Annotated in this window: 20 protein-coding genes; 9 read left to right on the top strand and 11 right to left on the bottom strand. The window is 71.6% G+C overall.

The features are described 5' to 3' along the window. Positions 1-22 precede the first annotated feature (22 nt). The 3 genes from ACN269_RS14720 to ACN269_RS14710 all read left to right on the top strand — a co-directional run bounded on the left by ACN269_RS14720 (position 23) and on the right by ACN269_RS14710 (position 2,731). Complete coding sequence (locus ACN269_RS14720) at positions 23-373, top strand: S24/S26 family peptidase (protein ID WP_421472988.1); 351 nt, start codon at positions 23-25, stop codon at positions 371-373. A 144-nt stretch (positions 374-517) separates the two neighbouring features. Next, complete coding sequence (locus ACN269_RS14715) at positions 518-1,696, top strand: NAD(P)-dependent malic enzyme (protein ID WP_421472987.1); 1,179 nt, start codon at positions 518-520, stop codon at positions 1,694-1,696. Between the two features lie 72 nt (positions 1,697-1,768). After that, positions 1,769-2,731, top strand: coding sequence for a zinc-binding dehydrogenase (locus tag ACN269_RS14710; protein WP_421472986.1), 963 nt, complete (start codon positions 1,769-1,771; stop codon positions 2,729-2,731). 119 nt (positions 2,732-2,850) lie between these two features. On the opposite strand, the gene ACN269_RS14705 is transcribed toward ACN269_RS14710, so the two are convergent. Both ACN269_RS14705 and ACN269_RS14700 read right to left on the bottom strand, forming a co-directional pair. Next, positions 2,851-3,819, bottom strand: coding sequence for an alpha/beta hydrolase family protein (locus tag ACN269_RS14705; RefSeq protein WP_421472985.1), 969 nt, complete (start codon positions 3,817-3,819; stop codon positions 2,851-2,853). A 75-nt stretch (positions 3,820-3,894) separates the two neighbouring features. Beyond that, positions 3,895-4,944: an aldo/keto reductase gene (locus ACN269_RS14700; RefSeq protein ID WP_421472984.1), complete on the bottom strand. Its 1,050-nt coding sequence runs from the start codon at positions 4,942-4,944 to the stop codon at positions 3,895-3,897. An 89-nt stretch (positions 4,945-5,033) separates the two neighbouring features. Here ACN269_RS14700 and ACN269_RS14695 point away from each other — a divergent pair, with 89 nt between their 5' ends. Next, positions 5,034-5,495: a MerR family transcriptional regulator gene (locus ACN269_RS14695; protein ID WP_421472983.1), complete on the top strand. Its 462-nt coding sequence runs from the start codon at positions 5,034-5,036 to the stop codon at positions 5,493-5,495. Here ACN269_RS14695 and ACN269_RS14690 read toward each other — a convergent pair. After that, positions 5,377-6,015, bottom strand: a complete 639-nt coding sequence (locus tag ACN269_RS14690; RefSeq protein ID WP_421472982.1) for a nucleotidyltransferase domain-containing protein — start codon at positions 6,013-6,015, stop codon at positions 5,377-5,379. The genes ACN269_RS14695 and ACN269_RS14690 overlap by 119 nt on opposite strands. 24 nt (positions 6,016-6,039) lie before the next feature. Here ACN269_RS14690 and ACN269_RS14685 point away from each other — a divergent pair, with 24 nt between their 5' ends. Both ACN269_RS14685 and ACN269_RS14680 read left to right on the top strand, forming a co-directional pair. After that, on the top strand, positions 6,040-6,294 hold the full coding sequence (locus tag ACN269_RS14685) for a type II toxin-antitoxin system Phd/YefM family antitoxin (protein WP_421472981.1): 255 nt from the start codon (positions 6,040-6,042) through the stop codon (positions 6,292-6,294). Beyond that, the gene (locus ACN269_RS14680; RefSeq protein ID WP_421472980.1) at positions 6,291-6,665 is read left to right on the top strand and encodes a type II toxin-antitoxin system VapC family toxin; all 375 of its coding nucleotides are present in this window, start codon (positions 6,291-6,293) and stop codon (positions 6,663-6,665) included. The genes ACN269_RS14685 and ACN269_RS14680 overlap by 4 nt, the downstream gene beginning before the upstream one ends. Positions 6,666-6,693: 28 nt before the next feature. Here ACN269_RS14680 and ACN269_RS14675 read toward each other — a convergent pair whose 3' ends face one another. Beyond that, positions 6,694-7,590, bottom strand: a complete 897-nt coding sequence (locus ACN269_RS14675; RefSeq protein WP_421472979.1) for an alpha/beta hydrolase family protein — start codon at positions 7,588-7,590, stop codon at positions 6,694-6,696. A gap of 158 nt (positions 7,591-7,748) precedes the next feature. Here ACN269_RS14675 and ACN269_RS14670 point away from each other — a divergent pair, with 158 nt between their 5' ends. Continuing rightward, positions 7,749-7,916 carry a hypothetical protein gene (locus ACN269_RS14670; RefSeq protein ID WP_355050513.1) on the top strand — a complete coding sequence of 56 codons (168 nt, stop codon included), beginning with the start codon at positions 7,749-7,751 and terminating at the stop codon, positions 7,914-7,916. Here ACN269_RS14670 and ACN269_RS14665 read toward each other — a convergent pair. The 4 genes from ACN269_RS14665 to ACN269_RS14650 form a co-directional block, all read right to left on the bottom strand. Next, positions 7,913-9,028 (bottom strand): acetate/propionate family kinase, encoded by a 1,116-nt coding sequence (locus tag ACN269_RS14665; RefSeq protein WP_421472978.1) that lies wholly within the window; start codon positions 9,026-9,028, stop codon positions 7,913-7,915. The genes ACN269_RS14670 and ACN269_RS14665 overlap by 4 nt on opposite strands. Further along, positions 9,025-11,094 carry a phosphate acetyltransferase gene (gene pta, locus ACN269_RS14660; RefSeq protein WP_421472977.1) on the bottom strand — a complete coding sequence of 690 codons (2,070 nt, stop codon included), beginning with the start codon at positions 11,092-11,094 and terminating at the stop codon, positions 9,025-9,027. The genes ACN269_RS14665 and pta overlap by 4 nt, the downstream gene beginning before the upstream one ends. 167 nt (positions 11,095-11,261) lie before the next feature. Continuing rightward, on the bottom strand, positions 11,262-11,447 hold the full coding sequence (locus tag ACN269_RS14655) for a DUF6104 family protein (protein WP_139582193.1): 186 nt from the start codon (positions 11,445-11,447) through the stop codon (positions 11,262-11,264). 121 nt (positions 11,448-11,568) lie between these two features. After that, complete coding sequence (locus ACN269_RS14650) at positions 11,569-15,303, bottom strand: multifunctional oxoglutarate decarboxylase/oxoglutarate dehydrogenase thiamine pyrophosphate-binding subunit/dihydrolipoyllysine-residue succinyltransferase subunit (protein ID WP_421472976.1); 3,735 nt, start codon at positions 15,301-15,303, stop codon at positions 11,569-11,571. A gap of 403 nt (positions 15,304-15,706) precedes the next feature. Here ACN269_RS14650 and ACN269_RS14645 point away from each other — a divergent pair, with 403 nt between their 5' ends. Beyond that, the gene (locus ACN269_RS14645) at positions 15,707-15,898 is read left to right on the top strand and encodes a hypothetical protein (RefSeq protein WP_421472975.1); all 192 of its coding nucleotides are present in this window, start codon (positions 15,707-15,709) and stop codon (positions 15,896-15,898) included. Then, positions 15,895-16,302, top strand: a complete 408-nt coding sequence (locus ACN269_RS14640; protein WP_421472974.1) for a hypothetical protein — start codon at positions 15,895-15,897, stop codon at positions 16,300-16,302. Before ACN269_RS14645 ends, ACN269_RS14640 begins: the two co-directional genes overlap by 4 nt. A gap of 95 nt (positions 16,303-16,397) precedes the next feature. Here the strand turns inward: ACN269_RS14640 and ACN269_RS14635 are convergent, their stop codons facing one another. The 3 genes from ACN269_RS14635 to ACN269_RS14625 form a co-directional block, all read right to left on the bottom strand. Next, positions 16,398-17,219: an ABC transporter permease gene (locus ACN269_RS14635; protein WP_421472973.1), complete on the bottom strand. Its 822-nt coding sequence runs from the start codon at positions 17,217-17,219 to the stop codon at positions 16,398-16,400. Continuing rightward, complete coding sequence (locus tag ACN269_RS14630) at positions 17,216-18,151, bottom strand: ABC transporter ATP-binding protein (RefSeq protein WP_421472972.1); 936 nt, start codon at positions 18,149-18,151, stop codon at positions 17,216-17,218. Before ACN269_RS14630 ends, ACN269_RS14635 begins: the two co-directional genes overlap by 4 nt. 130 nt (positions 18,152-18,281) lie before the next feature. Continuing rightward, entirely contained in the window at positions 18,282-18,926 is a 645-nt protein-coding gene (locus ACN269_RS14625; protein WP_421472971.1) for a hypothetical protein, read from the bottom strand. Positions 18,927-18,948: the final 22 nt, after the last annotated feature.

Here is an 18,948-nt window from a genome sequence, read left to right as displayed (position 1 = left end):
GAACCGGGTGGAGGTGAAACCGGTGCGCGCCGATCACCCGGGTGGGCCGCCTCGCCTGCGCGGCCCACTGACGGCGGTCGCGGTCGCCGGCCCGTCCATGGCGCCGACGCTGCGGCACGGAGACGCGGTGCTGGTCCGCTCGGGCGGGCGTCCGATCCGACCCGGGGACGTGGTGGTCGCGGTCTTCCGGACCCGGCCGGAACTGCTGGTCGTCAAGCGGGCGGTCCGCCCGCAGGATGGCGGCTGGTGGCTGCGCGGTGACAACGAGTTGATCACTGACGACTCCCGGGCGTACGGCGTCGCCGACGTGCGCGGCCGGGTGGTGGCGCGCTACTGGCCGCGCCCCGGACGGGTGCCTCGTCGGCTGATATGACCCTGCTCACATCCGAGGGGCAGGGTCGACACTATGCTCGGAAAGTGCCGGGTGACCCCCCGCGCCGCGTGCCATCGCTCGCCGCCCACCTCGCGGCCGGGCCCGCCGCCTCACATCTGCTCGACAGATCCTGGAGTCACCGCCATGTCTTCATCCACCGTGGACCCTGCTGATCCCGTGTTCCAACTGCACGTCGGCGGCAAGATGGCCGTCGCCTCGACGGTGCCGCTCACCAGCCGCGAGGACCTCTCCCTCGCGTACACCCCGGGGGTGGCCCGGGTGTGCGAGGCGATCGCCGCCGACCCCGCCCTGGCCGACGAGTACACCTGGGCCGCGCACGCTGTCGCGGTGGTGACCGACGGATCGGCCGTGCTGGGCCTGGGCAACATCGGACCACGTGCCGCCCTGCCGGTGATGGAGGGCAAGGCGGTGCTGTTCAAGCAGTTCGCGGGGGTGGACGCGGTGCCGGTCTGCCTGGACACCCAGGACGTGGACGAGATCGTCGCGGTGGTGCGGGCGCTGGCCCCCTCGTTCGGCGGGATCAACCTGGAGGACATCAGCGCGCCGCGCTGCTTCGAGATCGAGCGCCGGCTCGACGAGGCGTTGGACATCCCGGTCTTCCACGACGACCAGCACGGGACCGCCATCGTGGTGCTCGCGGCGCTGCGCAACGCCGCCACCCTGCTCAACCGCAAGCTCGGCGACCTGCGGGTGGCGGTGAGCGGCGCGGGCGCGGCCGGGGTGGCCGTGACGAAGATGCTCATCGCCGGTGGCGTCAACCCCGACCAGGTGGTGGTCTGCGACTCGAAGGGGATCATAGGCGTGCACCGCACCGGGCTGACCGGTGGCAAGGCCGAGTTGGCCGCGAGCACCAACGCGGACGGCCGCCACGGCGACATCACCGAGGCGCTGCGCGACGCGGACGTGCTGATCGGCGTCTCCGGAGGCGAGATCCCGGAGGCCGCCATCGCCGGCATGGCCCCCGGTGGCATCGTGTTCGCGCTGGCCAACCCCACGCCGGAGGTGCACCCGGAGGTGGCCGCCCGGCACGTCGCGGTGGTCGCCACGGGCCGCAGCGACTACCCCAACCAGATCAACAACGTGCTGGCCTTCCCCGGGGTGTTCCGGGGCGCGCTGGACGCCGGTGCCACCCGGATCACCGAGGCGATGAAGGTCGCCGCGGCGGACGCCATCGCGCAGGTGGTGGCCGAGTCGCTGACGCCCGAGGCGATCGTCCCGTCGCCACTGGACCCGCGGGTCGCCCCGGCCGTCGCGGAGGCAGTGGCCGAGGCCGCCCGCCGCGACGGCGTGGCCCGACGGTGACCGCGACGGCATGACCGGCGTGCGGCGTGGCCCGACGGCGGGCCCTTCTTAACGACCGCTCAGCTTGTTACGGTGCCGATCATGCGTGCTGCCTTCGTCTCCCGTTTCGACGACGCCGATCCGCTCACCGCCCTCACCGTCGGTGAGCAACCTGAGCCGACCCACCCGGAGGACGACTGGGTGACCGTGCAGGTGCGCGCCACCTCGCTCAACCACCACGACCTGTGGTCGCTGCGCGGGGTGGGGCTCACCGAGGCCCAGCTGCCGATGATCCTCGGCTGCGACGCGGTGGGCGTGGACCCCGAGGGCAACGACGTGGTCGTCTATCCGGTCGTCGTCACTCCCGGTGACCCGCGCGGCGTCACCATCCTGTCCGAGCGCTTCGCCGGGACCCTCGCCGAGCGGGTCGCCGTACCCCGGTCGAATCTGGTTCCGCTGCCCGACGGCCTGGCGGCTACCGACGCCGCGTGCCTACCCACGGCCTGGCTGACCGCGTGGCGGATGCTGACCACCAAGGGCCGCATCGAGGACGCCGACAGCGTGCTGGTGCAGGGCGCGGGCGGCGGCGTCGCGACGGCGGCCGTCGCGCTCGCCGTCGCGATGGGCAAACGGGTGTACGCGACCAGCCGCGACGCCGACAAGCGCGAGCGGATCTCCGCTCTCGGGGCCACTGCTCTGGAGCCCGGTGCCCGGCTGCCGGAGCGGGTCGACGTGGTGATCGAGACGGTCGGCGAGGCGACCTTCGAGCACTCGATGAAGTCGGCCGCCCCGATGGCCCGGATCGTGGTCTGCGGCGCTACCTCCGGCTACCAGCCGTCGGTCAACCTGCGCCGGGTCTTCGCCATGCAGTTGGAGATCCTGGGCACGTCGATGGGCACCCCGGGGGAGCTGTACGAGCTGCTGGCGTTCTGCGCCGACAACGAGGTCCGCCCGGTGGTGGACAGCGTGGTCCCGTTCAGCCGGGTCGAGGACGCCTTCGCCCGCCTGCACTCCGGCGAGGCCTTCGGCAAGATCGTCATCAACCACGAAGCCTGACCCGACGCCCCCGCCCCCGCAATCTTGCACTTTCTGTTGTCGTTTCGCGAAGTAAGTCCCGCTGTGTCGCCACCGAAAGTGCAAGATCGCGGGGAGAGGGTTAGGCGAGGGGGTGACGGTCAGAGGTGATCGTCGAAGGTGGCGATGTCGTTGCGGGTCGCGTCGGTGGCGATGCGCTTCTTCGCTTCCGGGTCGCCGTAGAGCGACCAGCGCAGGAACTCCACGGCGGTGTCCGAGACGACCCGCAGGGACGCGGCGTCGCCGAGCAGTGAGCGGCCGTGGTCGCCCTTGGGTAGGCTGAGCATCGCCTTCGGCCACGGCACCTTGTCGTACGCCGCCTTGCCCGCCGCGTAGTCGACCACCTCGTCCAACTCGCCGTGCACGAACAACTGGGGCGCGGACGCGCCCGCGAACGCCGTACCCACGCCGACGGCTGTACCGGCAAACACCACCCCGGCGTCCAGCCGTTCGTCCCGGCTCGCGGTGAAGAGACCGATGGTGGTCACCCCGCCGGCCGAGTGCCCCGCCGCGGCCACCCGGTCGGTCGCCAACCGGCCGCGCAGCCCGTCGCCGGCCTTGCCGTCCAGCGCCAGCACCTGGGTCAGCGCGTACGACACGTCGGCCGGTTGGTTCAGCACGTCGAGGACGTTGCCGTCGCCGCCCTCGGAGGTGTGCGGGAAGGTCGGCGCGGCCACTACGAAGCCCGCCGCCGCCCAGCGGGTCAGTAGCGTGGCGTAGTCCTCCGGCCGCCCGCCGAGACCGTGGCTGAACATCACCACGGGGAACCGGCCGTCCGCCGCCGCCGCGGACCGCTTGGCCGCGCCGCCGGCCTTCCCGACCGCCGGATACCAGAGGGTCACCGGCAGCGCACGGCCGTCCCGGTTCAGCTTGAGTTGGCGTACGCCGACGCCGAAGGCGCTCTTGGGCGCGGAGCCGGCGGGTACCCGCGGTGTCGGAGTGGCGGCCGGTGGCGGCTCGACCGCGACCGTCGGGTTCTCCCTCTTGGGTGCGTCGTCCGTGGAACAACCGACCAGGCCGGCCACGAGCAGGGCGCTGGCCAGCAGCGTGGGGGTGACACGACGCGACATGAAGGTAATTGTGCCCTGCCGGGACGGTGGCTCGGCGCGGTCCGGAGCGCCACGGCCACGCTGTTGCCGGTCGTCTCAGGCTGCGGCACGTTCGGGAAGCGGACGCCGCCGCCGCGCCGGGTCGGTCAGGGAGCGCGGGGGGAAGGCGGCGTTGGGATCGTACCGGTTGGTGCCGGGTGGCACGATCTCGTCGATCCGGTCGAGGGTCGCGTCGTCCAGGGCGAGGGTCGCGCCCTTGAGCAGGTCATCCAGGTGCTGCATGGTCCGTGGCCCGATGATCGCCGAGGTGACCGCCGGATGGGCCACGGTGAAGGCGATGGCGAGTTGCGGAAGCGTGCACCCGATGTCCGCCGCGAGGTCGACGAGCCGCTCGACGATGTCGAGCTTGGCCGCGTTGTCGGCAATCGTGGGATCGAACTGCGCCGGCCGGAGAGCCGCCCGCCCGGTCGACAGGTCGACGGCCTGGTCCTTGCGGTACCTGCCGCTGAGGAAGCCGAAGGCGAGCGGGCTCCAGACCAGCACCCCCATGCCGTAGCGCTGACAGACCGGGAGGATCGAAGCCTCCACCCCGCGGGCGAGGATCGAGTACGGCTGCTGCTCGGTGCGCAGCCGGCCGAGGCCGCGACGCTCGGACACCTGGTGTGCCTCGACGATCTCCTCGGCGGGAAACGTCGAACACCCGAAGGCGCGGATCTTGCCCTGGCTCACCAGGTCGGTGAGCACCGAAAGCGTCTCCTCGATGTCGGTCGAGGGGTCGGGGCGGTGGACCTGGTAGAGGTCGATCCAGTCGGTTCCCAGACGCCGGAGGCTCCCCTCGACCGCCTTGAGGATCCACCGCCGCGAGTTGCCGCCCTGATTGGGCCCCTCACCCATCGGAAAGTGGACCTTGGTGGCGAGGACGACGTCGTCGCGACGCCCGCGCAGCGCCTTCCCCACGATCTGCTCGGACTCACCCCGGCCGTACATGTCGGCGGTGTCGACGGCGTTGATGCCGCTGTCGATCGCGGCGTGGATGATGCGGACGCACTCGTCGTGGTCCGGGTTTCCGACGGCACCGAACATCATGGTTCCGAGGCAGTGGGTGCTCACCTCGATGCCGGTGCCGCCGAGCGTGCGGTAGCGCATGCCGATGCTCCCTTGGCGATGTCGTAACGATCAGCAGGACCCTAGGAGCTCGAGTCGGCTCTAGGTCAAGCCTCGCTACCCTGCTCGACATGGCCGAGGACATCGCGAGTCTGAGCATCGGACAGGTCGCCGAACGCACCGGGCTGAGCGTGCACGCCCTCCGCTTCTACGAGCAGGAGGGTGTCTTCGTCGATCCTGTACGCCGAGGGCCCGGTGGGCGTCGCGTCTACAGCGAGAACGACGTGGACTGGCTGACCGTCTGCATCATCCTCCGGGCCTCCGGCATGCCGTTGCCCGCGCTCCGCCGGTACGCCGACCTCGTCCGGGCGGGCACCGGCAACGAGGAGGAACGGCTCGCGCTGCTGCGCGAACACCGCGAACACGTCACCAGCCAGATCGGCAGACTCACGCAGTGCCTGGATCTGATCGGTTTCAAGGTCGGGTTGTACGAGGATCTGCTCGACGAGGCCCAGCGCGCAGTCGAGCCAGGTCGGCCGCGTCCTTCGGGCGGCGCGAACGTTCCGGCATCCACACCGGGTACATCTGCTTGAACTCGATCTGGGCCGCCACCGAGATCGTCGGCACGGCCAACGAGCCGATCCGACCCGGCGGCGCGTGGAGCATCCCGGCCGGCAGCGGGGTGCCCGCCCAGGGGCCCGCGCCCACGGTCGGCCGACCGCTGTCGTCCCGGCCCAGGTACGCGACGCTGACCTCCACGTCACCCGCGAACAGGTCGAGCTGCCGCTCCGCCGGCATCCTCGGGTCGGGACGCCAGCCCCGGGCCAGCAGCAGGGCGGCCAGCCGCTGCGCGTCCTCGCGCCAGCAGTACCAGTCGACGTCGACGTGCGGGCGGGTCACCACGCCGAGGTGGAAGTCCATCGCCCAGCCGCCGCGCAGCCACACCGCGATACCAACCGAGGCGGACACCTCGACCAGCTCGGCGATGCTCGCCAACTGACGCTGCGCGAGGTCGTCCACCCGGCCACGGTACCGGCGGAGGGTGTGCACGGCTGCCCCCGCCGAGCCGGCGAGGCCGCTGACGTAGGCGGTCGAGCGGAGTAGACTAATCACTTAGCTAAGCGAGGAGGCTGCGCCATGTCGGCTGAGGCCGTGCACTACAACATGCATGACGCCAAGACCCATCTGTCGCGCATCATCGAACGGGTCGAACGCGGCGAGGAGATCATCATCGACCGGGCCGGCACCCCGGTGGCGAAGGTCGTACCGCTGGTCCGACGGGCCGACCGCACCGCGATCGGCTCCCTCGCCGGTCAACTGGACCTCTCAGGTGACTGGGACTCACCGCAGACCAACGCCGAGATCGCCGAGGACTTCGGCATCGGCGCATGAACCTACTGCTGGACACCCACGTCGCGCTCTGGGCAATCACCGGCGATCCGGCCCTCGGCCCCGAGTTACTCGACCAACTACGCCACGAGCCAGACATCTTCCTCTCCCCGGTCACCCTGTGGGAGATCACCATCAAACGGAGCACCGGCAAACTCGCCGGACCTCCTGACCTCGCAGAGCGGGTACGAGACATCGGCTTCCGGGAACTCCCGGTGACCCATGCCCACGCCGTCGCCGCCGGCCGCCTGCCACCACATCACCGCGATCCCTTCGACCGCATGCTGGTGGCACAGGCAATCACCGAAGGGTTGACCCTCGCTTCCCGCGACGCGTCGATAGCGCTGTACGACGTGGACGTCCGCAAAGTGTGACCGGACGGCTCGGCCGGGTGAGGGGACGCTATTGGGCCGGGCGCGACTCGTAGCGGGTCAGCGACGTACGGGCGTCGTGGGGGAGGCGTGCGCCGGCCGCGCCGTCGCCGTACAGGGTCCACCGCAGGAAGTCGGTCGTCGTGGCCAGCACCGGCGCGAACCCGGGGCGGTCCGGCGTGAGGTACTCGCCGTGCCCCTGACCGACGACGCTGAGGAAGGCCGCCGGACCCCGGGTGCGCGCGTACGCCGCCCGGCCGACCGTCACCGGCACCACCGGGTCGGCCGTGCCGTGCACGAACAGCACCGGGGCGCTCGGCCCGGCGAAGCTGCCGGGCAGGCCGCCGCCAGCGATCACGATGCCGGCGCGCAGTCGGCTCGGGTGGCCCTCGGTGAACATGCCGGAGGTGGTGAAGCCGCCCGCCGAGTGACCGGCGGCGGCGACCGAGGTGAGATCCAGGTGACCGGCGAGCGGATCACCCGGGTCGCGGTCGAGGCGCCCCAGGTGCCGGATCAGCCGCCAACCGTCGGCGGGCTGGTTGCGCACGTCGGCCCGGGTGAAGTGCGCGGCGTCCGCGCGGGTGTGCGGGTACGCCGGCGCGGCCACCACGAAACCGGCCGCCGCCCACCGGGTGGTCAACCCGGCGTGCAGTTCGGGCCGGCTGCGCAGCCCGTGGCTGTAGACGACCACCGGGAACCGCCCGGCGGCCACACCGTCGGTGCCGGCCGGATACCAGACGGTCACCGGCAGGGGGCGCGCCGAGCGCGGATCGAGAGTGAGCGTACGCACGCCGACGGTGTACGACCCCTCGGGCGCTCGGCGCGCGACCGGCGGCACGGTGGACCCACCGACGGCCACGGCGGAGGCCGGCGCGCACCCCGCCAGCAGCGCTGTCACCAGTACGGCGACCAGCCGTCCCGCCCCCATCGTCTCACCGTAGGCGTCGGGACCTGCGCGACGAGCCCGCCGTCCGGCCTGCCTCTACCCGCCACCCGGTCGGGTCGCCTCCGCCGCCCGGCCCGACCCGACACGACCACGGGAGGTGGGGGCGGTGCATCGGCCAGCGCTTCGCTAGGGTCACCGGCATGGCTGAGAACTACACCGACCCCAGCGGCAACACCGAGGCGTTCCGTGCCTTCACCCAGACGCCGGAGGCCACCGGACCGGCCGACGCGCCGTCCCGGCTGCCTCTCATCGTCGGTGCGGCGGTGGTCGTGGTGCTGCTGGTGGCCCTGGTCGTCTGGCTCGCCTAGAGCTTGCCCACCACGTCCCGGGCCTGCCGGGCGATCTCCCGCTCCTCGTCGGTGCGGATGACGCAGACGCTCACCTCGGCGCCGTCGGGTGAGATCACCCGGTCACCCTCGCCGTCGTTGCGGCTGTCGTCCACGCCGATGCCGAGCCGGTCCAGGCCGGCCAGCGCGGCGGCCCGCACCGGCGCGGCGTGCTCGCCCACCCCGGCGGTGAACGCGATCGCGTCGACGCGACCGAGCAGCGCGTAGTACGCCCCGACGTACTCGGTGATCCGCCGGCAGTAGACGTCGAACGCCAGCGCGGCGGATGGGTCGCCGTCGGCACGGCGTCGCAGCACCTCGCGCATGTCGTTGGCACCGGTCAGGCCGAGCAGGCCGCTGCGGTGGTTGAGCAGGTCGTCGATCTCGTCGACCGACAGCCCACCCTCGCGCCGCAGGTGGAAGATGACGGTCGGGTCGAGGTCGCCGCTGCGGGTGCCCATCACCAGCCCCTGCAGGGGCGACATCCCCATCGAGGTGGCGACGCTGCGGCCACCGGCCACCGCGCAGGCGCTGGCCCCGTTGCCCAGGTGCAGGGTGATCGTGTTGAGCTGCTCGTACGGGCGGTCCAGCAGCTCGGCGGTACGCCGGGAGACGTACGCGTGCGAGGTGCCGTGGAAGCCGTACCGGCGGATGTCGTACCGCTCGGCGGCGTCCCGGTCGATCGCGTAGGTGGCGGCGGCCTCGGGCAGGGTGTGGTGGAACGCCGTGTCGAAGACGGCGACCTGCGGTACGTCCGGCAGGGCCGCCCGGGCCATCTCGATGCCGGCCAGGTTGGCCGGGTTGTGCAGCGGGGCGAGTGGGACCAGGTCGCGGATCGCGGCAAGCACCGCGTCGTCCACGAGCGTCGGGGCGGTGAACGTCCGGCCGCCGTGCACGACGCGGTGCCCGACGGCCGTCAGCCCGGTCAGGTCCAGTCCCGCCAGGATCTGGCGGACCGCGCTGGCGTGGTCCGCCGGGCCGCCACCGGGTTCGCCGACCCGTTCGACGGTGCCCTGGTCGAGCGTGCGGTCCCCGTCGTAGAGCCGCCACTTCACCGACGACGACCCGCAGTTGAGCACCAGGACCCGACTCACGACGCCTCCTCGGCGGCCGCCTGGATGGCGGTGATCGCCACCGTGTTCACGATGTCGGGCACCAACGCGCCCCGGGACAGGTCGTTCACCGGCCGGCGCAGGCCCTGCATCACCGGCCCGACGGCGACCGCCCCGGCCGAGCGCTGCACCGCCTTGTACGTGTTGTTGCCCGTGTTGAGGTCCGGGAAGATGAAGACCGTGGCGTGCCCGGCGACCTTGCTCTCCGGCAGTTTGGTCGCCGCCACCGCCGGGTCGATCGCCGCGTCGTACTGGATCGGTCCCTCGACCAGCAGGTCGGGCCGGCGTTCCCGGACGAGCGCGGTGGCCTCGGCGACCTTCTCCACGTCGGCGCCCGCGCCGGAGCTGCCGGTGGAGTACGACAGCATGGCCACCCGGGGCTCGATGCCGAACCGGGCGGCGGTGTCGGCCGACGAGATCGCGATGTCGGCGAGTTGGGCGGCGTCCGGGTCGCGGTTCACCGCGCAGTCGCCGTAGACCAGCACCCGATCGCGCAGCAGCATGAAGAAGACGCTGGAGGCCACCGAGACGTCCGGGACGGTACGGATGATCTCGAAGGCGGGTCGGATGGTGGCGGCGGTCGTATGCGTGGCGCCGGAGACCATGCCGTCGGCGTACCCGGCGGCCACCATGAGCGTGCCGAAGTAGTTGGGTTGGGCCACGATGTCGTACGCCAGCTCGGCCGTCACTCCCCGGTGGGCGCGCAGGCGCGCGTACTCGGCGGCGAACTCGTCGTGCCACCCGCTGCTCGTCGGGTCGACGAGTCGCGCGTCACCGAGGTCGATGCCCAGCTCGCGGGTGCGCCGGGCGATGTCGTCGGGACGGCCGAGCAGCGTCAGGTCGGCCACGCCCCGGCGCAGCAGGATCTCCGCCGCCCGCAGGATCCGGTCGTCGGTGCCCTCGGGAAGCACGAGGTGGCGGCGCCGCGAGCGGGCCCGGTCGATCAGTTCGTTCTCGAACATCAACGGGGTGACCCGGGTGGACCGGCTGACCCGGAGCCGACGGGCCAGGTCGTCGGTGTCCACGCAGCGCTCGAACGCGCCCAGCGCGGCCTCCACCTTGCGCGGGTTGGCCACGCTGGGCCGCCCCTCGATCCGGCTGGACGCCTCGACCGTGTCGTAGCTGTCGCTGCCCACGGAGAGCACCGCCAGGCCGGTGTTCAACCCCTCCACCAGCCGCATGACCCGGGGATCGGGCTGCTCGCCCAGGGTGAGCACCAACCCGGCCACCGACACCTGCCCGGCCACGTGGGCCGCGCTGGCGGCGACGAGCAGGTCGGCCCGGTCGCCGGGGGTGATCACCAGCGCCCCCTCGGTGAGGTGGCCCAACAGGGTAGGCACGTGCGCCGCGCCGACCACGAAGTCCAGCACGTCCCGCCCGAGCGCGGCGTCGTCCCCGGCCAGCAGGGTCGCGCCGAGCGCCGCCGCCACCTCGGCCACCGTCGGCGCCGACACGCTCGGCACCTCCGGGATGGCGTACGCGGGCACCGGCAGCTCCGGCAGCGTCATCGGCCCGGGCACCCGGTTGGCGATCACCGCGAGCACGGTCGCGCCCAGGTCGGCCAGATCGTGGTACGCCCCGCGCATCGCCGCCGTCACAGCCGCCGGCTCCTGCTCGTAACCGTCCACGACCGGCACCACCACGCTGCCGAACTCGGTGGCCAGCCGGGCGTTGAAGGCCAGCTCGCGGGGGTGCGCCGGGTCACCCGGCTCGTCGAAGTCACTGCCCACCACGACCACCGCCGGGCACTGCCGCTCGACCGCCCGGTAGCGCTCCACGATCGCGGAGATCAGCTCCTCGCGTCGGCCGTCGGCCACCAGCGCGGCCGCCTCGGCGTACGTGGCCCCGGCCAGCTCGGCGACCGGCAGCTCGACCCGGTACCGCTCGCGGAGCAGGGTGAGGATCGAATCGGGGCCGGTGTCGGCGACCAGCGGCCGGAACACGCCGATCCGCCCCACCTGCCGCGACAGCAGTTCAGCCAGCCCGAGAGCGATGGTCGACTTACCCCCGCCCGAACCCACGCTGGTCAGATAAACGCTGCGAGCCACGCCCTCACCCTAGAAGATCGCGAACCCGACCCCCACCCCTCCGACCCCCACCCCGGCGACCCACCCCGGTGATCATGAAGTTATCGGCCGACACGCCGACGACACGCGCGGCTAACTTCATGATCAACGGGAGTCAGGGCCGGGGGTGGGGGGCCGGGGGTGGGGGGTCAGGCGTCTTCGTCGTCGGGGTCGTCTAGGCGGGCCAGGTAGGTGGCCAGGCGCTCGATGGGGGTTTCGAACTCGGGGTTGAGGTCGACGAAGTCGCGCAGGCGCTCGCCCAGCCACTCCAGGGTCACCTGCTCGTCGCCCCGGCGTTCGACCAGCTCCTCGATGCCACGGTCGGTGAAGTACACGGCGTACGTCCTCGTGCTCGGCCCGGCGCGGGCCGGGCGGATCGGTGATCGGATGGACCGACGCGAGCCGGGGCAGGACCGTGGTGGACGGCCCTGCCCCGGCTCGCGTGGCGCGGTCAGGTCACGGGCGGGGGAGTGCCGCCTCGATGAGCGCGGTCTGCTCGACCTCGTGGGTCTTGGCCGAGCCGACCGCCGGGGCCGCCGCAGCCGGGCGGGAGATCCGCCGCAGCCGCACGTCGGTGAGGTGCTCCAGCAGGTTGAGCGCCACGAACGACCAGGCACCCTGGTTGGCCGGCTCCTCCTGCACCCAGGCGAAGTCGTCCGCGTTCGGGTACTGCGCCAGCGCCTCGCGGATCTCCTCCACCGGCAGCGGGTAGAGCTGCTCGATGCGGATGATCGCGGTGTCGGTGATGCCGCGCTCCTGCCGGGCCTGGAACAGGTCGTAGTAGACCTTGCCGGAGCAGAGCAGCACCCGCTTCACCGCCTCCGGCGCCGGGGCGGCCGTGTCGCGCAGCACCGGCTGGAAGGTGCCGGTGGTGAAGTCCTCCACGGGGGAGACGCAGAGCTTGTGCCGCAACAGCGACTTGGGCGTGAACACCACGAGCGGCTTGCGCTTCGGCGAGAGGGCCTGGCGGCGCAGCAGGTGGAAGTAGTTCGCCGGGGTCGTCGGGATGGCCACCCGCATGTTGTCCTCGGCGCACATCTGCAGGAACCGCTCCGGCCGGCCGGAGGTGTGGTCCGGGCCCTGGCCCTCGTGGCCGTGCGGCAACAGCAAGGTGACCGCGGAGCGCTGGCCCCACTTCACCTCGCCGGACGAGATGAACTCGTCGATCACCGACTGGGCGCCGTTGACGAAGTCACCGAACTGGGCCTCCCAGGCGACCAGCGCGTTGACGTTCTCCACCGAGTAGCCGTACTCGAAGCCCATCGCCGCGTACTCGCTGAGCAGCGAGTCGTGCACGAAGAACCGCGAGCGCTCGCCGTCGGCGGTGAGCGACTTCAGCGGCAGGTAGTCGTCGCCGGTGCGGGAGTCGACCACCGACGCGTGCCGCTGGACGAAGGTGCCCCGACGCGAGTCCTGACCGGCGAGCCGGACGGTGACCCCGTCGTGCAGCAGCGCGCCGAACGCGATGATCTCGCCGAAGCCCCAGTCGATGTTGCCCTCGACGGACATCTTGGCCCGCCGGTCGAGCAGTTGCTGGATGCGCTTGTGCGGGGTGAAGCCCTCCGGCAGGTTGACGTGCGCCGCACCGATCGCCTTGACGACGGCGGCGTCGGTGGCGGTGTCGACAGCCGGCTCCGGCTCCTCCTCGCGGCGCGGCCGGTTGAGCTGGCGCGGCGCGGCGGCGGCGTCCCGGGTGGCCTTGAAGACCTTCTCCAGTTGCGCCTGGTAGTCGCGCAGCAGCTCCTCCGCGTCCTCCACGGTGATGTCGCCGCGACCGATCAGCTCCTCGGTGTAGAGCTTGCGCACCGAACGCTTCGAGTCGATGATCTTGTACATCTGAGGGTTGGACATCGACGGGTCGTCGCCCTCGTTGTGGCCGCGGCGGCGGTAGCAGACCATGTCGATCACGACGTCCTTGTTGAACGTCTGCCGGTACTCGAAGGCCAGCCGGGCCACCCGGACCACGGCCTCCGGGTCGTCGCCGTTGACGTGGAAGATCGGCGCCTGGATCATCCGGGCCACGTCGGTGCTGTAGAGGCTGGACCGGCTGTACTCCGGGGCGGTGGTGAAGCCGACCTGGTTGTTGACCACCACGTGCACGGTGCCGCCGGTGCGGTAGCCGCGCAGCTGCGACAGGTTGAGCGTCTCGGCGACCACGCCCTGCCCGGCGAACGCGGCGTCACCGTGCACCGCCAGCGGCAGCACGGTGTAGCCCTCCAGCTTGAGGTCGATCCGGTCCTGCTTGGCCCGGACGATGCCCTCCAGCACCGGGTCGACGGCCTCCAGGTGCGACGGGTTCGCCACCACCGACACCTTGACCGCGTGCTCGCCGTCCGGGGTGGTGAACTTGCCGTTCTGGCCCAGGTGGTACTTCACGTCGCCGGAGCCCTGGGTAGAGCGCGGGTCCAGGTGGCCCTCGAACTCCGAGAAGATCTTCTCGTACGGCTTGCCGACGATGTTGGCCAGCACGTTGAGCCGGCCCCGGTGGGCCATGCCGATGACGACCTCGTCCAGACCGTTCTCGGCGGAGGACTCCAGCACCTCGCCGAGCAGCGGAATCAGCGACTCGCCACCCTCCAGCGAGAAGCGCTTCTGGCCCACGTACTTGGTCTGCAGGAAGGTCTCGAACGCCTCGGCCGCGTTGAGCCGGTTGAGCACGTGCTTCTGCTCGTCGGCGGACGGCTTCTCGTACTTGCGCTCGATCCGCTCCTGGATCCAGCGCCGCTCCTCCGGGTCCTGGATGTGCATGTACTCGATGCCGACCCGGCGGCAGTACGAGTCGCGCAGCACGCCGAGGATCTCGCGCAGCTTCATCCGCTGCCGGCCGGCGAAGCCGTTGACCGGGAACTCGCGGTCCAGGTCCCACAGGGTCAGCCCGTGCTGGAGGACGTCCAGGTCGGGGTGCTTGCGGATCTTGAACTCGAGCGGGTCGGTGTCGGCCATCAGGTGACCGCGCACCCGGTACGCGTGGATCAGCTCGTGCACCCGGGCGGTCTTGTTGATCTGGCCCTCGGAGTTGACGGCGACGTCCCGCATCCAGCGCACCGGCTCGTACGGGATGCGCAGCGAGGTGAAGATCTGGTCGTAGAAGCCGCGCTCGCCCAGGATCAGCTCGTGCATCACCTTGAGGAACTCGCCGGACTGCGCGCCCTGGATGATCCGGTGGTCGTACGTGCTGGTCAGCGTGATGATCTTGCTGACCGCCAACTCGGCGAGGGTGGCCTCGGACATGCCCTGGTAGGGGGCCGGGTACTCCATCGCGCCGACGCCGATGATCGCGCTCTGCCCCTGCATGAGCCGCGGCATCGAGTGCACGGTGCCGATGCCGCCCGGGTTGGTCAGCGAGATCGTGGTGCCGGAGTAGTCCTCCATGGTCAGCTCGTTGCGCCGCGCCCGCCGGACCACGTCCTCGTACGCCTGCCAGAACTGCCGGAAGTCCATCTGCTCGCAGCCCTTGATGGAGGGGACCACCAGGTTGCGGCTGCCGTCCGGCTTGGCCAGGTCGATGGCGATGCCGAGGTTGACGTGCGCCGGGCGGACCATGGCCGGCTTGCCGTTGGCCTCGGCGAACGAGTTGTTCATCTCGGGGTGCTCGACCAGCGCGCGGACCATCGCGTAGCCGACCAGATGGGTGAAGCTGACCTTGCCGCCCCGCCCACGGGCGAGGTGGTTGTTGATCACGATGCGGTTGTCGACCAGCAGCTTCGCCGGGACCGCGCGCACGCTGGTCGCGGTCGGCACGCTGAGCGAGGCGTCCATGTTCTGGACGATCTTCGCGGCGACACCCCGTAGCGGCGTGGTCTGCGGGCCGTCGGCGGTCGGCGCGGGCGCCTTCGCGGCCGGCTTGGCCGGCGCTTGGATGGCCGGCGCCGGGGCGCTCTTGGCCGGGGCGGGCGCGGCGGCGGCCGGCTTGGCCGGCGCGGCGGTCGGCTTCGTGGCGGGCTGGGTCACCTTGGCCGCCGCCTCCGGCTGGCCGTCCGGCTCGGGCGCGGCGGCCGGCTTACCGGCGCTCTCCGCCGGGCGCGGTGTGGCGGCGCCGGGCGCTGGTCGGTAGTCGGCGAAGAAGTCGTGCCAGGCTGAATCGACGCTCGTGGGGTCGGCGAGGTACCGCTGGTACATCTCCTCGACGATCCACTCGTTCGGGCCGAAACCCGCCAGTGGGTTCTCCTGCGAAGTCTGCTGGGTCGACACGGCCGGTAATCGCCTCTTTCACGCGGGTTTGTGTGTCACGCGGTGTCCGTCACGCCGATCAAGGAGAACGGACAGACGAGTCCCAGGCTACGCCGTACGGATCGCCCCGGCATTTCCGCCTCGGTCGGGTGGCCGGATTCACAGAAGATGCCAGAAGTTCAGCAACCCCTGCGGTGACCGCCGCCGACTGGTACGGCCGATCTGAGTATCCCTACGGATGTCCCGCGGTCCCTGCTTGACGAGGATCAGGCGCATGGATGGACACGGGGCATGGGGGCGCTACGGCAGGAGCATGGCGGTGGCGCTCGGTTGGTACGTCATCGCCATCGCGGCCGTGGCGGTGGGCACCACGAGCGTGCCGAGCAGGCCGCCGGACGACGACTGCGCAGTCATGTTCGGTTGCATGTCGCCGGGGGAGTCGCTGGCGTTCGTCGCGCTGGTGTGGGGCGCGCCGATATTCGTCGGGCTGCTGTTCGTGACGGCGCTGGTGGCCGCTCTGGCCGCCCGGCTCGTCCCGTCGGCCGTGGTCGCCGGGACACTGTCCGCGGCGGTCAGCCTCACGCTCGGCGGCGCGGTCCTCGCGGGGCTGGCATGAAGCGGCTCGGCCTCGGAGGGCTCTTCTTCGCCTGGCTCTACGGGGTGCCGTTCCTGCTGTTGGTGGGGCTGATCCGGCGCGTCTCCGACCCCTACACGCCGACGTACGCGCAGGCCGAGGCCTTCGGCGCGACCACCGACGCCCTGCTGACGACCGGGCTCCTGCTCAACGCGGCGCTTCCGGTGGTCGGTCTGCTGCTGGCCGGGCTGGCCGGGGAAGAGCTGTGGCGTCGCCACTTCGCCGGGGCGTTCGTCGGGGTGGCGCTGATCTACGTGGCGGTCGCGCTGATGGGGAGCATGGCGGCCACCACGCTGATCGGGCATGTCCCCGCCGACCAGGAGCCGGCCCCGCGGATCACCCAGTGCATACCCATCAGCGGCGGCCGGGGCTGCCCCGGCGGCTGACGGGCGGACCGGGCCCGGGGTGCCGGCCGTGCCGCCGCCACCCCAAAGCGGTCCGGGGGGACGGCCGTGCCGCCGCCACCCCGGACTCCGGTCGGTCAGGAGATGTCGCGCCGACGGATCAGCAGGGCACCGGCCACGCCGGTGACCAGCGCGTACCCGATCAGCACGGCCGCTCCGGCCCAGCGCGGCGGGTTGCCGGGGATGTATGCCCCGGTGACCATCAGCGCCGAGGCCAGCGACGGCACCAGCAGTTGCAGGTTGTTGATCCAGTCGCCCCAGCGGTTGGCCAGCACGGCGATCACCACTGCCGCACCGATCGAGCCGCCCAGGTAGAGCAGGATGCCGGTCACGGTCGCGCCGATCTGGCTGCGGATCAGCACGCCGATGCCGACGCCGAACACCGCCCACAGCAGGTACGCGAGCAGGTTCAGCCCGATGGCCCGCCAGGCCGCGTCGTTGCCCAGTTGCGAGTCCAGACCGACCGCGCTCAGCACCGCCGACCCGGCGATCAGATTGAGTACGGTGGTGACCAGCCAGAACAGCAGCGCCAGCACACCCGCCGCGACCAGCTTGGCGACCATCACCGCGGTGCGGTGCGGGCTCGTGAGGAACGTGGTGGTGACCGTCTGGTGGAAGAACTCGCTGGTCACCACGATGATGCCGAGCAGCATGATGATCAGCAGGCCGAAGAACTGCCCGCTGGTGAACAGGTTCGACGAGATCGCGTCCGGGCTGGCCGCCGCCTCGAACTGGGCGGACTGGTCACCCACGTCGGCGGGATTGGTGCTGGTCAGTGCGTCGGACTGCAACCAGTTGAACAACAGCGTGAGCGCCCACAGCGGCAGGCTGATCAGCGCGAAGATCCACCAGGTGTTGGTGGTACGGATCTTGAGCAGCTCGGATCGGACCAGGTTCATCGGATGCCCGCCTTTCCGGCCGTCAGCTCCAGGAAGACCCGTTCCAGGTCGGGCCGTTCGGTGGTCAGTTCGTGCAGTTCCACGCCGGCGGCCAGGGCGGCCCGGCCGATCGTTGGGGCGTCCACCCCGGAGACCAGCAGGACGCCGTGCTCGTCGGTGGTGACCGTGGCCGACTGCGCCTTCAGCGCGGTGGTCAGCGCCTCGGCCTGCGGGGTGCGGACCCGGACCTGGGCGCCCTGGGCCATCGACCCGAGCACCTGCTCGACCGGACCCTGCCGGACGAGCTGCCCGGCCGCGATGATCACCACGTCGTCGGCGAGGAGCTGCATCTCGGACAGCAGGTGGCTGGAGACCAGCACCGTACGGCCCTCGTGGGCGAGGTTCTTGAGGAACCCGCGCATCCATCGGATGCCCTCCGGGTCGAGCCCGTTGGCCGGCTCGTCGAGGATCAGCACCCGGGGGTTGCCGAGCATCGCGGCGGCGATACCGAGCCGCTGCTTCATGCCCAGCGAGTAGCCCTTGAACTTGCGCTTCGCGGCCGGGGTCAACCCGACCAGCTCCAGCACCTCGTCCGCCCGGTTGCGGGGCAGGCCGGCCGCCGCGCAGATCACCCGCAGGTGGTTGATGCCGGTGCGGCCCTTGTGCGCGCTGGACGCCTCCAGGATCGCGCCGACGTGCCGCAGCGGGTCGCTCAGGTCGGCGTAGCGGTGGCCGCTGATGGTGGCCGTGCCCCCGGTCGGCGTGACCAGGTTCAGCAGCATGCGCAGCGTGGTGGTCTTGCCGGCGCCGTTCGGGCCGAGGAAGCCGGTCACCCGCCCCGGTGCCACGGTGAAGGACAGGTTGTTCACCGCCCGCACGTTCTTGTACTGCTTCGTCAGACCGGACACCACGATCTGACCGTCGCTGGTGGGGCTTCGCTGCCCGTCAGTCATCGTTCTCCTCCCGTGTGGCGTCGAGGTACGCCGTGGCACAGCGTGACGGTACCGAGCAACAAGGTCAATCAGTCCGAGTACCTACGGCGTGGTCCTCCTTGGGAATGACACCCGGCACGACGACGGGCCGTCAGCGGGCGATCCAGGTGGCCCGGGCCGCGCCGAGCAACGTGCCGTCCGGTCCGTACAGAGTGGTGTGCACCAGCGCCTTGCGGCCGTCGACACCGATCAGCGCGCCGGTCACCACGCACTCGTCGCCGGGCGCCGGCCGGGCCGTGACCACGGCGGCCATCCGGCCCAGCAGGTACGGGCGCTCCGGCGCGAGCACCGTCCAGCCGCCGGGGCAGTCCAGCGCGGCCCAGACGGTGGCCTCGTCGACCCGCGCGGGCGCGCGGAACGGCGCGGCGGTCCGGCCGTCCGGCAGCCGTCCGGGGAAGATCCGCAACCCGTCGGTCCGGCTCGGACCACAGACGAAACACCCGGGGTACGGGTGCGCGACGAAACCGGGGTAGCGGGTGGCCGCCTCCGCCGCCACCTCGGCGTCGACAGGCGGTACGACGGCGTCCACGGCACCTGTCGGGCGGACCTCGGCCACTAGGTCGCCGGCCGGGTCTCGGACCTCGCCGTCGACGAGGGTCAACTCCGTGTCCAGCGGCGGTGGCCGGCGCAGCGTCACCTCGACCGGTCCGGGCCCCGCCGCGGTGGCGAAGAGCCCGGCGCTCCAACCGCCGTTGCCGGAGCCGGTGGGCCCGTTGTAGCGGGACTCGACGCGCATGGGTGACCTCCGTGGGGCGTGG

The organism is Micromonospora sp. WMMD736 (genome assembly GCF_049179015.1).
GTDB lineage: Bacteria > Actinomycetota > Actinomycetes > Mycobacteriales > Micromonosporaceae > Micromonospora.
Note: the sequence above shows the minus strand (reverse complement) of the source record. Positions and strands in the feature narration are given on the sequence as shown.